General features: G+C 44.5%; 12 protein-coding genes. 10 read left to right on the forward strand and 2 right to left on the reverse strand.

The features are described from left to right. Nucleotide 1: 1 nt before the first annotated feature. Complete coding sequence (locus R7M92_RS02490; protein WP_005373624.1) at nt 2-694, reverse strand: response regulator transcription factor; 693 nt, start codon at nt 692-694, stop codon at nt 2-4. A gap of 366 nt (nt 695-1060) precedes the next feature. Here R7M92_RS02490 and R7M92_RS02495 point away from each other — a divergent pair, with 366 nt between their 5' ends. After that, the gene (locus R7M92_RS02495; protein ID WP_258460972.1) at nt 1061-2602 is read left to right on the forward strand and encodes a hypothetical protein; all 1542 of its coding nucleotides are present in this window, start codon (nt 1061-1063) and stop codon (nt 2600-2602) included. A gap of 12 nt (nt 2603-2614) precedes the next feature. Next, nucleotides 2615-3304, forward strand: a complete 690-nt coding sequence (locus R7M92_RS02500) for a hypothetical protein (protein ID WP_031778833.1) — start codon at nt 2615-2617, stop codon at nt 3302-3304. A 91-nt stretch (nt 3305-3395) separates the two neighbouring features. Here R7M92_RS02500 and R7M92_RS02505 read toward each other — a convergent pair whose 3' ends face one another. Then, complete coding sequence (locus R7M92_RS02505; RefSeq protein WP_258477209.1) at nt 3396-4397, reverse strand: AraC family transcriptional regulator; 1002 nt, start codon at nt 4395-4397, stop codon at nt 3396-3398. 107 nt (nt 4398-4504) lie between these two features. On the opposite strand from R7M92_RS02505, the gene R7M92_RS02510 reads away from it, so the two are divergent. From R7M92_RS02510 to R7M92_RS02545, 8 genes are all read left to right on the forward strand, one after another. Next, the gene (locus tag R7M92_RS02510) at nt 4505-4831 is read left to right on the forward strand and encodes an MFS transporter (RefSeq protein ID WP_017635162.1); all 327 of its coding nucleotides are present in this window, start codon (nt 4505-4507) and stop codon (nt 4829-4831) included. Continuing rightward, a complete protein-coding gene (locus R7M92_RS02515) occupies nt 4831-6054 on the forward strand; it encodes an HlyD family secretion protein (protein WP_318132615.1) in 1224 nt (407 codons plus the stop codon). Before R7M92_RS02510 ends, R7M92_RS02515 begins: the two co-directional genes overlap by 1 nt. A gap of 101 nt (nt 6055-6155) precedes the next feature. After that, entirely contained in the window at nt 6156-7478 is a 1323-nt protein-coding gene (locus R7M92_RS02520) for an ABC1 kinase family protein (protein WP_005373639.1), read from the forward strand. A 112-nt stretch (nt 7479-7590) separates the two neighbouring features. After that, complete coding sequence (locus tag R7M92_RS02525; protein WP_005373641.1) at nt 7591-8937, forward strand: magnesium transporter; 1347 nt, start codon at nt 7591-7593, stop codon at nt 8935-8937. An 805-nt stretch (nt 8938-9742) separates the two neighbouring features. After that, the gene (gene codB, locus R7M92_RS02530; RefSeq protein ID WP_005373644.1) at nt 9743-10981 is read left to right on the forward strand and encodes a cytosine permease; all 1239 of its coding nucleotides are present in this window, start codon (nt 9743-9745) and stop codon (nt 10979-10981) included. A 9-nt stretch (nt 10982-10990) separates the two neighbouring features. Continuing rightward, nucleotides 10991-12268 (forward strand): cytosine deaminase, encoded by a 1278-nt coding sequence (locus R7M92_RS02535; RefSeq protein WP_085569158.1) that lies wholly within the window; start codon nt 10991-10993, stop codon nt 12266-12268. A 248-nt stretch (nt 12269-12516) separates the two neighbouring features. Further along, nucleotides 12517-13155 (forward strand): HD domain-containing protein, encoded by a 639-nt coding sequence (locus R7M92_RS02540; RefSeq protein WP_318132617.1) that lies wholly within the window; start codon nt 12517-12519, stop codon nt 13153-13155. After that, nucleotides 13156-13914, forward strand: a complete 759-nt coding sequence (locus R7M92_RS02545; protein WP_042522681.1) for a helix-turn-helix domain-containing protein — start codon at nt 13156-13158, stop codon at nt 13912-13914. The last annotated feature ends 34 nt before the right edge of the window (nt 13915-13948 follow it).

A 13948-nucleotide genomic window follows, 5' to 3' on the forward strand; every position in this document is an offset into this window, starting at 1 on the left:
GTCATTTACCTGTCAGCATGTAGCCGTGGTGACGTATGGTTTTAATGGTAGCCGTATGGATATGAGCCTTAGAGAATTTCTTCCTTAGTGAGGATATACGCATATCAATCGAACGATCAGTAATACAGTATTCAATGCCTCGGGCAAGACGGCAACATGATTCACGAGATACTGGCTTATCGACATTCAGCATCAGGAGCTCTAAAATTTCAAACTCAGAACTCGTTAAACCAATATCTTTTTGCAAATAAAATGCTTGGGAGCGACGAAGACAAAGACTAATGCCATATCGGCTCAGCTTTTCTTCTTCAACGATATCAACTTGACGACAATAGCGACGCAACGCTGCTTCAATACGGGCGAGAAGGATATTGCCTTTTATCGGTTTGGTAAGGTAATCATCAGCACCAAACTTAAATAAGCTCACCTCGCTCATTTCATCATCGGTCGCAGTCAAAACAATGATAATACCATGATAAAACTTACGCGCCTCTTGACATATTTCTGCGCCATTTTTTCCTGGTAACATCAAATCTAACAGCACTAGGTCCGGCTTGAGCCCCTTAATCGTTTCTAATGCATTTTGACCGTTATCGATGACAGTTACCGTATATCCTTCGGCTTCGAGGTACATTTTGGTTAATCGAGCAATCTCAGAGTCGTCTTCTACCAGTAAGATTGTATTACCCACCATGAATCATTTACTCCACCAATATGATGGAGGGAGTATATCGCTCGTCCTATACTGCGCAACCTACTTAAATGATAATTTTAATAAAACGCAGGCTTACATACGCTTACAAACCATACATATACGATAATCCTAATCATTCTATACCCCTAAAACCATGCAATAACCTGAGGTTTTATTAATTACCAGAATATAGCTTCACATAGAAAATAAAATTCGGAATAAAAATCCACTATATTTTTAAATGTATCGAATAATAGGTCTTACCAAAAAACAATATCAACATATATGACTTAGTTTGCTTATATAGACAGGACTTTATGTTGCTTCTAAGTTTCTTGCTCTAATAAAGTCTACGAGTAACATGAAATGAGATATTCCAAATTAACACCTTTAGCCATATTTTGCGCGATAAGTCTAACTGCTTGTGGCGGCAGTGAATCTAATCCGAAACCATCGAAAACAACACCTCCACCACCACCAATGCCAACATTGAGCACTGTCACAATCCCAACTGTCGTTTCTACAGAGTTTCCAGCCAAGTTAAAAGTGGCTGCTGATGCTGGCTTCACCCACTATGTGAAAATCTCCCTTTCCGAAGCAAACAACAACGATACATTTCACATTGTGGCTGTTGATGACGGTGCGAATAATGAAAAAATCTTTCGTGCAGCCAAAATCATCCAACACCTTCTCACAAACCAACCAGACTCTAAGTACGGTGCTGACAAGTCTCGTATCGCTAAGACATTAGCCGAGCGTGATGCCACACTAATGCTGACCGAAAACGACGAACAGAATGATGAGATGCTAACCAAAATCTTTATCAACGAACTGATTCGCCAAGGCAAATTGAACGATGCAGTTACAAGCTCGGGCTTAGCACACTCTTTTGATACGAGTTCTCTAGAAAAGTTTGTTGTAAGCATGATGGTACTTAACGAAGATGATATGGATACACTTGTCACATCTATCGCGTCAACATTAGTAACTAGTAAAGAAACACCAAACTGGCTAAAGAATAGCCAATCTTTAATGTATCGAGAACTGACAGTTGAAGGCGATTGCCATTACATGAGTAATTTTGCCGATTACTGCGCCAATCTTGGCAAAAAAGCCGAACGAGACGCCGCTTTTGAAGAAATTTTACACTTGGTCCAAGCGCAAGGTATTGCACCTAACACGGCGACTGCGGCACTGCAAAATGACATTCAAGCTCATGCGTTAAGCATCTATAACGATATTCAATCGGGCAAACCGACGGTGTGGCGCCCTACTCAGTATGACTGGGACGATTGGAAATCAGACGACTTCGATCCTGAAAGTGTTAAACAAACGGGCCCTTCATATTCTCACGAATATTTTGCTGCCGCTTTTGAAGCTTACATGGGTGTAGCAAAAGCAAACGGACATGGTTTAGATGGCTACCAAGCGTTAACGCGTGAAGAAATGCAAACCCAAGATCCACAAGCCGTTGATTGGATCAGTGGCTTATTCCACGGATACTTGCAATATACCGCGAATATCGACTCTGCGGGCGTCAAGCTCTACACAGAAAAGACAAATCCAGGCACAGTACCTACCTTCCGTATGGCTCCCAACAAAGACGGTTTGATAGAAGCGTACACCTACAAATCTCAGTGGTTAACAAAAGTGAAGATCATTGGCGACGACGCGATGAATGTGATCGGTAATGATCAAAACAATACTTTTGAAGGCAACAGCAAAGACAACAGCATTTATGGTGAAGGCGGTATCAACACCTATATCGTGCCACACAAACTGGCGGAATGTACTGTTATCAAAGCAAAGAGCGTTTCTGTTGAGTGCCCAAATACAGGCACTGACGAGTTGTACGACATTCAGAACATCCAATTCACCGACCAAACCCTAGATGTAACCAAGCTATAAACAATGAAAAACATGAAGAAACTTATTCTATTCGCTCCCTTGCTCCTTGCTGGTTGTGGTGGCCTAGCCGTCATGGATCGTACTGATGCCGTAAAAGCACAACCAGAAATGCTGATCAAAACCGACGGTGATTTTTGGGGATTCGGTGCAGATGGCCATTTTGATTTTGCTGGTAAGTACAAAGGCAAGTATTCACGCAGTGCTTCTAACTCAAGTTGGTTTAACCGTATCTCTTTCAAAGAAGGTTCAATGGGCGCAGAAGTGACTCGTATCGACAGCGGAGAAACTTGGCTTTTGAACTGCACCGGAGGCGGTATGTCGGTTAACTACATGGGCGTCGATTTTGGTGGGAATGATCCTTACACCTGTGACATTACTCAAGATGGTAAAAAAGTCGGTGAGTTTGCGATGGAGCCAAAATCGGCTCTCATCGACATCAGCTTTGAAAAAAAAGAGACAGGCGTAGTGCGTATTGGTAGCACCCACTTTAATGTAGAAACTGTACATACTAGTCCTGACGCCATGATGGCGGTAGACATTCCATTGGGTTATAGCTTTAAGGAGGGCACACAAGAAATTGCCGCAGTGCAGACGAACGGTACCATTGCGGTACAGATGCTCCCTGAACTTAGCGAACAAAAAAAGGATGTAATTGCCATCGGCGCTGTTGCAAGTGCACTAAGTTGGCGCCCTAAAAAATAGCCATTACATAAAACAACAACACACAAAAAAACAAAGCCCTCTACTTTTTTGAGGGCTTTTATTGCTTGTACTCATAGAGATAAGTGGAGCACTACTTCTCTAATCTTCCCGTATACTGCTTGGGCGTTAATCCACGATGTTTCTTAAACATACGATTGAAGCTCGCCACATTGGTGTAACCAAGGCGCGTGGCAATGTCATCAATACTCACGCGCTTACTCAACAAACCAGCTGCAATATTACTCAATACATAGCCAGAAACCGTCGAAAAATTGAGCCCTAATTTATGCAAACGACGTTGAAACTGCTGTTCAGATAAATCAAGCAGAGAAGACACGCGCTCTAACGTTGGCAATCCATAATGGCTGCTGTAGTTCACCACTTCATAAATCACTTTCAACTCGTCTTCTGGATCGGGCATATTAAGCAGATCATCCAAATCGGAAAAACTCATCGCTAGACGGCTGTCTTCTCGATGGCTCACTTGGCGAGAAGCTAGTCGGTCATCTCCCGGGATCCATATCTCTGTTTTTGGCTGACTCCATTCCACCTCGCAGCCGAAATATTCCCGGTATCGCTCAGTATTTTTTCTCGAGCCTGAAACCTTGACACGTAAAGGCTGGTAATCTTTGCCAAGAAATTCGCGTAACACCTTAATCATAAATACCGCACAGCGGATACTATCGTGCACCTTTACTGACGTTTCTATAAACGGGTTGTGGTAAGTCCATTTGATGATTTTACCCGACTGTTCGCCAGCAAAAAACGCCCCTGATTGTAGGTTGCTCACACCATAATTCACTCGCCGAATGGTACTGGCTAAATCATTGCCGGAGAATAACCAGCGTCCCACTGGCCCTAGCTTTTGCAGTTCAATACCTCGGCTGAGACTCAACACCACATCCGGGTCACAACTGGCTTGTTCAACACAACGGTACCATTCCGCAACGGCTTTTAGCGGGATCAGTGTCATTGGGTTACGAAACACCGATGCTGGGATCCCTAACTCATCCGAGTCCAAATTGTATTTAGATAACGCGAGGTTATGCATGTTTAGAATGCCCATCGCGCGAATAAACCGAACCGTTTTCATAACCAATCACATCAAATTCAATCCTGTAGTGATTGAATCTGTCACAAAGACAGCCGCAAATCAAATTCAGATCACAATACGCCAACAGTTTGATAGAGGAGTGTTTAATGAGTTTACTGAGTGTCCCATTTGTCGGTACAGGCGCAGATACGGCGTTACATGTTGTCGCTGCTGTCGTTTTAATTGCGAGTGTCGCGGGCGCGTGTTACGGCTTTTGGAAAATCCATGAATTGCCTATCAATAAAGCACACAGCAAAGACCATCATCAGATAGGGCTCATCACTGCGCTGACCTGGATAGGGTTTGTCTGGCACTGGGTTTGGGTGCTAGCCGTGATCTTTGCATTTGTTGATATGGAAAAAGCCATCATCAATCTGCGTGATACATGGAAAAGTAAACCGCAAACAGAAACACAGCCAAAAGAGGAAGCATAATGTTAGAAGGTTTAGCGGTATGGGCACTCTTCATCTATCTGCTGCGTTTGGTTGGCATGCCTTGGAACAAAGCAACCAAATCGTTCGCTTATCTTGGCGGTTTGAGTTGGCTGATGTTCGTCTGGGTAGGTTTGATTAACTTCACCCCGATGGATTTATCCGGCGGTTCTGTCGTGCAGTCGCCTCACATCCAATTGCGTCCAGATTCAACCAATGTAAAAGGTAAAGTTGACCACATTTACATTGAGCCGAATCAGCAAGTTAAAGAAGGTCAGCTCATTTATGAACTTGACCCAACGCAATACAAAATCGCATTAAATCAAGCGAACGTATCCGCTGATTCTGCTCGCGTTGCATTAGCTACAGCAAAAGGCGACATCGAGATTGAAGAAGCTAACCACGAAGCGCTAGTGCAAGATCTAGAAACATCAAAGAGCCAGTTGGAAGCGGCGAAAGTTGACCACAAATTGCAGAAAAAAATGCTAGATCGTTATGTTGAGCAAAACCGAGTAGTGCACAACACCATCACGGAAAGCGATATCGACAAACAATCGAGTGCGGTTGATATGGCACGTCACAACGTGTTAACTCTTGAGTCTCAAATCAAGAAGAAACAAGTCGATATTTCCCGTGCAAAACTGGCGATTCATAAAGCGGAACTTGCAGTTGAAACTAAACAAGCCGAACTGCGCCAAGCTGAAGAGCAAATTGCAAAAGCGCAATGGGATTTGAATAGCACAAAAGTTCATGCCCCAACAGATGGCTTTGTCACCAACTTTATCCTGCGTGAAGGTCAGCGTGTATCGATGATGCCGCGTATCAACATGTACACTAACGAGAAGTACGTGCTGATGCGAGTCAACCACCAGGCGATTCGTAACATCAAACCGGGTCAGCCAGCGGAATTCTCTTCGTCCGTTTACCCAGGTAAGATCTTCTCAGCGACCGTCGAAGGCATTGTTGAAGCAACAGGTGAGTCACAAGGTAATCTACTGGGTTTCGATGATTCCGTACGTGTCACCACTGGAAAGAACTTACAGAACAAACACCACTTTGTTCGTCTTAAGATTGATGAGCCAGAAGGCTACGATATCCCAGTTGGCTCTGTTGGCCTGGCATGGGTCAGCGGTGAAAAACCGATAGGCTTCATGGCCTTCTTAGATGTGATTCGCGGGATCATCATCCGAATGAAGTCTCAACTGTACTTCTTCTACTCTATCTAAACTCGCAAACCGCCAGTTACGCTGGCGGTTTTCTTTTCATTTGTATCCAAACATATCCTTTTCCCGTATAACAATTAGTTAGTAAATAGCGGAGAAGATTCATGTCGGCAAAGGAAAGAAGCCTACCTACCCATCGCATCTCAAGATTCAGCAAGTTCGCTTCACTTGCTACCCGTGTCGCAGGCAATGTGATTACAGAAGGCACGAAGCAGATAGCCAAAGGCAACAAACCAAAAGCGAAAGACCTCTTGCTGACGCCACAGAACATCGCGCGTTTAACTGACCAACTTGCTCACCTACGTGGCGCTGCAATGAAGCTTGGTCAAATGCTGTCAATGGATGCTGGTGATGTTTTAGAACCTGAACTTGCCGATATTCTTTCCCGTCTTCGTTCCAACGCAGACCCAATGCCTGCAAAACAACTCAACGCAGTAATGGAAAGTTCGCTAGGGACGAATTGGAAAGCTGAGTTTCTGTCATTTAACTTCAAACCAATCGCCAGTGCATCAATAGGACAAGTGCACCAAGCCTACAGCGATGCGGGCGATAACCTAGCCGTCAAAGTGCAATATCCGGGCATACGGAAAAGTATCGATAGCGACGTCGATAATGTCGGTACACTGCTCAAGGTCGTTGGGTTGATTCCCGAGTCTGTCGACTACAAAGGATTGCTCGAAGAAGCGAAAAAGCAGCTACATGACGAGGCCGATTACGCACGAGAGGCACAATTTGCCATTCGTTATCATGACGCTTTGAAGGAGCACCCTCATTTTGTCGTACCGAAGATTCATACTGAAAGTTGCTCAGACTCCGTTCTCGCGATGGAATTCATTGATGGTAGCCCGATTGAGCAAATCGAACATTATGATCAGAGTACACGGGATTTTGTCATGCACAGCCTACTCGAATTACTGTTTCGAGAGCTGTTCGAATTTAAGATGGTACAAACCGACCCAAACTTCGCCAACTACTTATATATCGAAAACACTCGTCAAATCGGCTTGCTAGATTTCGGGGCGACCCGCGAATACAGCGAACGGTTCAGTACCGGCTATCGCCAAGCTTTTGCGTCTGTCGTGAATAATGACGAACAAGGCTTAAATGATGCGCTTGAACAAATAGGCTTCTTCAGCCAAACCATCCTTCCAGACCAGCGCCAAGCGATTCTCGATCTAGTGAAAATGGCATGTGAACCGATGTTAGTTGATGAGCCTTATGACTTTAAAGCCAGTGGCTTAGCACAAAAGCTTCGCGAAGCTGGCACTATTTTAAGCATGGAACAAGAATACTGGCATACTCCACCAGCAGATGCCCTATTTTTGCACAGAAAAATAGGCGGAATGTACTTGCTGGCAGCCCGTATTGGCGCAAAAGTGAACATTCGCCAATTGGTACAGCCATATCTCACCATCAACAGCAAATAGCCTATTGTTTTTCTGTTACTTTCAAGTACCTTGAGCAAGGTTAAGATGCATAGTTGTGCATCTCAATAACATGCCATACTTCCATAAAACGAATTAACTATCGGGGTACTCGGTGAGCAAGTTTCAAGATCTCTCCACTCTAATCCAGCAAATTGGCCAAGCCGAAGAAGCGGATCAAGTCGCAACGCTCAATGAATCTATTGAAGCGGGCCTCGAGCCCGGCGCGGTTGCCCTGATTCTAGAAGCATTTCCAATCGACGATCGTGTTCGCTTATGGCGAGCTTTACCACTAGAGCTACATATCGACGTGTTAACGGAAATGCGTGCGGACGTACGTTTCTCTATCATCAATGCGTTATCTGAAGTCGAGCTAAAGCTCACTCTCGCTAAACTCGACAACTTGTCGCTCATCGAATGGGCCGATTCGTTGCCAGAGTCGATCATCAACGAAGCGCTCTCGTTGATAGAAAAAGATGAGTTGGAACTTTACGATCAAGCAAACGAGTATGCTGATGAAGAACTCGGCCACTGGGCTGAACGTAAGATCATCACCCTGCCCTTCAACATTACGATTGGGACAGCTAAGCAGTTAATGGAGCGCTATAGCTACGACACGCCTCAACAGGTGTATCTGATTAATCGTAATAAACAGTATCGTGGAACGGTCAACTACTTCGATATCTTACGTGGTGACCCCGATACTCGCTTAAAAACACTCGTTATTGAAGCTGTGACGGTTCTAGACAGTAAAATGATGCTTCCTGAAGCGGTAGAGGCATTAGAACACAGCACACTGCCCGCTCTCCCTGTAACTGATGCAGACCAAACACTGATCGGTGAAGTCGATTGGCAGTTTGCATTGAGTACACAGCGTGAAATCTACGAAGCACGTTTGATGGCCGGTACAGGTATGGATGAAGGCGATGACTTGTTTGCGCCAGTATTAAAAAGCTCGCAAAAGCGCGGGGTTTGGTTAGGCATCAATTTGCTTACTGCTATTTTGGCGTCTGTCACTATCGGACTGTTTGAAGATGTAATTGCTCAGGTAGTGGCTTTGGCGGTGCTCATGCCAATTGTTGCATCCATGGGGGGCATTGCTGGCAGCCAAACGCTCACTCTAATGATTCGTGCGATGGCGCTTAATCAGATCACCCCAGGTAACCGTTTCAAGCTATTGAAAAATGAGTTGGGTATTGGCTCTCTGAACGGCATTGCTTGGGCGTTAATCATCGGCGGGCTCGCCGGATTGTGGTTTCAATCTCCGGTTCTTGGGGGAACCATCGCGCTGGCCATTATCGTCAATATTATTACCGCAGCTTTATTTGGTGTGCTGATTCCCATTATTCTGGATAAGTTTAAATTGGACCCCGCTTTGGCTGGCTCGGTGATTCTAACAACAGTGACAGATGTAGTTGGTTTTTTCGCCTTTTTAGGAACGGCGAGTTTAGTCATGCTTTAAAAGGTTCATTGTTTATTAATCAATCATTAGCATAATAGAGTCAAATTGCATAACGCAGTTGCAAATTGCAAACATACTCAAACTTTAAGCAACGCATGTCACAGAAACTACGTATTTTAGGGTATATTAAAGTTGGCACAGTAACTGCATTATATAAATCGACCCTTCTTAAGCCGAGGGTCACCTAGCCAACTGACGTTGTTAGTGAACTTGATTTTGTTCACATGTATATAAGCCAATCGCACTCTTTGCGGTTGGCTATTTTTTTATGTGGCTATTGCCCTCTTATCCTCTGACCGAGCTCGGTTGTACTTTTCTTACCCACAACAGATTGTTTACTGTTTATAAAATTCAAATATTCGCCCACTAAACCATTAGAAATGCCAGCTTCAACAAAAATAAATCACCTACACAAAATAAAACCAAGAAAACACACCCAAGAAAAGAACAAATAACGCCCAAACCAAAAACCTCATCATGAAATCGTTTTCTTTTCATAGAAATCGACTGAACAATCCAGAGTTATAGATAAATTTAATCCATAAAAACAAATAGCAATTCAAAACATTCATTTCACATAGAAAACCTGTCTATAAATCATAGAAAATATGTAAAATCAAAATTTTCACCTTTAGAATTTAAAAATCAAACCATTGTTATTAAAAGAAAAAATACACATCAAAAACAAAGCAAACGTTTAAATTGCAATTTTATCATTGACTATTAAATTTACATCACGATAATACGCGCCGTTTGCCTGAAAATCAGGTGCTATAATTTAATATTTCAATGTGCGGAGGTAATAATGGCTGGAGACAATAACTACAGTCTTGGACCAGTTCCCAACACGGCCAGAAAAGGCGTGGCGTCACTAACCATGGTGATGTTAGGACTCACTTTTTTCTCCGCAAGTATGTGGACTGGGGGTTCTCTCGGTACTGGGCTCTCCTTTAATGATTTTTTCCTCGCTGTTCTCATCGGTAACCTAATCCTCGGTATTTACACTTCTTTCCTCGGTTACATCGGCGCTTCTACTGGTCTCTCTACTCACCTTCTTGCTCGTTTCTCTTTTGGTTCTAAAGGCTCTTGGCTTCCTTCTGCTCTTCTTGGCGGTACTCAAGTTGGGTGGTTTGGAGTTGGTGTCGCGATGTTTGCGATTCCGGTGCACAAAGCAACGGGCATCGATACCAATACTTTGATCCTCGTCTCCGGTTTGCTCATGACCGCGACCGTTTACTTTGGCATCTCCGCACTGATGGTGTTGTCAGCAATTGCCGTTCCTGCCATTGCGCTACTTGGCGGCTACTCTGTCATCGAGGCAGTAAATAGTGTTGGCGGTATAAGCGAACTACAACAGGTTCAACCAACCGAGCCACTCGATTTTTCAATAGCTCTCGCGATGGTTGTCGGCTCTTTTGTCAGTGCTGGTACATTAACGGCGGATTTCGTACGCTTTGGTAAAAAGCCGCGCAGCGCCGTGATGATCACCATGGTGGCATTTTTCATCGGTAACTCGTTAATGTTTATCTTTGGCGCGGCAGGTGCGTCGGTGACGGGTCAATCAGACATCTCTGAAGTGATGATCGCGCAAGGTCTTCTTATTCCAGCTATCATCGTTCTTGGCTTGAACATCTGGACGACCAACGACAACGCGCTCTACGCATCGGGTCTTGGATTTTCCAACATCACAGGCTTACCAAGTAAATACATCTCAATGGCGAACGGTCTTGTTGGCACACTTTGCGCTCTCTGGCTCTACAATAACTTTGTTGGCTGGCTGACCTTCTTATCTTTGGCAATTCCACCGATTGGCGGCGTGATCATCGCTGACTTCTTCACGAACCGTAAACGCTACGCAAACTTTGAAGCCGCCCAATTCCAAAACGTTAACTGGGCTGGCATTATCGCTGTCGTGATTGGCGTTGGTGCGGGACACTTCCTGCCTGGCGTAGTGCCGATTAACGCTGTACTTGGCGGCGCAATTAGCTTCCTGATTCTTAATCCTATTCTCAACAAAAAAGCACTGGCTACACAGCCAGCGTAAGGAACCATCATGACAACACTACTGATCAAAAACGTAACGCTAAAAGGACAAGAAGGTCTGCAGCAAATTTTGATTGAAGATGGTCAATTCAAGCGCATTGAAAGCAACGATGTGGAGCTTAGTCATAACGGTGACATCATCGATGCTGAAGGCGGTATGGCGGTTGCGCCTTTCTGCGAGCCACACATTCACTTAGATACAACTCAAACCGCAGGCGAGCCAAGCTGGAACATCTCTGGCACATTGTTTGAGGGTATTGAACGTTGGGCTGAGCGCAAAGAAATGCTGTCGATTGAAGACGTGAAAGCGCGCGCAAAACAAACCTTAAAATGGCAGATAGCAAACGGCGTACAACACGTTCGTACCCACGTCGATGTTTCAGACCCTACCCTAATTGCCCTAAAAGCGATGGTAGAAGTGCGTGAAGAGATGAAAGAATGGGTAGATATCCAAATCGTCGCCTTCCCGCAGGAAGGAATTCTCTCTTACCCAAATGGCAAAGAGCTGCTAGAAGAAGCCGTCAAATTAGGTGCGGACGTGATTGGCGCGATTCCACACTTTGAATTCACACGCGAATATGGCATTGAATCGCTGCACTACGTATTCGAGTTAGCGAAAAAATACGACCGCCTGATCGACGTGCATTGTGATGAAATCGATGACGAACAATCTCGGTTCGTTGAAACACTGGCAGCATTAGCGCACAAGTTTGATATGGGGAATAAAGTCACGGCCAGTCACACCACAGCGATGGGTTCCTACAACGGTGCATACGCATCTCGCCTGTTCCGTTTATTACGCATGTCCGGTATCAACTTCGTGGCAAATCCATTGGTGAACATTCACTTACAAGGACGTTTTGATGATTACCCAAAACGTCGCGGCGTAACACGAGTGAAAGAGATGCTGAATGCCAACATCAACGTCTGCTTTGGACACGATGATGTATTTGACCCTTGGTACCCACTAGGCACTGCAAACATGCTGCAAGTACTGCATATGGGTCTGCACGTGTGTCAGGTGATGGGTTACGACCAAATCAACAACTCACTGGATCTGATCAGCAACAATTCAGCACGCACACTGAACATTCAAGACAAGCACGGCATTGAAGAAGGCAAACCAGGTAGTTTACTGATTCTTCCCGCAGAAAATGGTTTTGACGCAGTACGTCGCCAAGTGCCGGTTCGTTACTCTGTTCGTCACGGTAAAGTGATTGCAGAAACACAGCCTGCGACAACTCATATTCATCTTGAACAAGCAGAGCAAGTAACGTTCAAACGCTAAAAAGATCGGCGAAACGAAAAAGGCCTGACGACATCGTCAGGCCTTTTTTCTACTGGTAAACATCACTGCTCGCTCTGTCTATTCTTGTCTCATAAACCACTGAACACATTGAAAGGCCATATAAAACGGCTCAGTACCAAACGTTGCACAAGGTTCTGGTGGCTGAATCTCAATTACACCATCGCACTTGGAAATTATTCTAAGCGTTGGGCATACTTCTGACTTCATTTTAGTTGTAGATATGAACCATGACGTCATTAAGCCAGATAGAACCGCAATTTTTGGAATTTATGCAGCAAGAGATGCAAGTAGATGCAGCTCATGATCTTAAACACGTTAAACGCGTGGTCAAAACAGCGAAACAGCTCTGCAAAGAAGAAAATGCAGACATCGCGATTGTATTACCGGCTGCCTATTTGCATGATTGCTTTACTTACCCGAAAGATCACCCAAATCGCAAAGAGAGCTCAATCATCGCAGCCAAAAAAGCGGTCGCATTTTTAGAGAGTATCGATTATCCGCAGCAATATCATGATGCCATTGCTCATGCGATAGAGGCACACAGCTTTAGCGCAAACATCAGGCCAAATACGTTGGAAGCCAAAATCGTCCAAGATGCCGACCGTCTGGACGCTTTAGGCGCAATTGGCGTGACGCGATGCATTCAAGTCAGCACTCAATTTAACGCGCAACTTTACAACGACAGCGATATATTTGCCGAAGAACGTGAACTTAACGATAAACAATTCACTCTGGATCACTTTCAAACCAAGTTATTCAAAATCGCTGAAACCATGAACACGGAGTCAGCGATACGCGAAGCGCAAAAACGCAAAACCTTTATGCAAACGTACCTAGAGCAGTTACACGACGAGGTAACAGCGTAAATGTCAGAAAGCTATACGTTAATTAAAGAGCTTAAACGCCAACTAAAGTTAGCTGGGCTGCATTATGCGGATGTTGCACAACACCTTAATTTAAGTGAAGGAAGCGTCAAACGTTTACTCGCTGAAGGTCAGCACATTAGCCTTGAGCGCTTAGAACGAATTTGCCAATTGATTGGTTTAGAAATGGCGGAACTATTTAAGCTCGCGGCTGCGCACAATAAAGGTCTAGAGTCGCTAACGTTAGAGCAAGAAAAGCAGCTGGTTGACGATAAAGCCCTGCTGCTCGTGGCGATCTGTGTTGTAAATGGCTATCAGTTTGAACAAATCGTTCAGCAATATACCTTCAATGAGTTGGAACTGGTGCAAAAGCTTGCTCATTTGGATCGGCTGAACATCATCGACTTGCAGCCAAATAACAAAATTCGTTTGCGTATATCTCCGACATTTAAGTGGCAGATGGGCGGCCCTATTCAACGGTTCTTCCAACAGCAAGTTCAAGACGCCTTTTTCCAAAGCTACTTTTCTGGTGAAGATGAAAAGTTCTCCATGGCAACAGGATTGATGAGTGTACCAACCAACAAGAAGCTACAACAGAAACTGCAAAAGGTCATCGATGAGTTTTATCAGGCTTGCCAAAGTGATAGCTCTCTCGATATGGACGAAAAACACGGCACCTCTCTGATTATTGCGATGCGTCGCTGGACGTTCCCTTTATTTGAACCATGGGAAAGAAAACTCACCAATAAGTCTCGCAATTAGTAACCCAACAAGCAAATGGAAATAAAAGTAACGA

Source organism: Vibrio sp. Vb2880 (assembly GCF_033337975.1).
In the GTDB taxonomy this organism is placed as follows: domain Bacteria; phylum Pseudomonadota; class Gammaproteobacteria; order Enterobacterales; family Vibrionaceae; genus Vibrio; species Vibrio alginolyticus.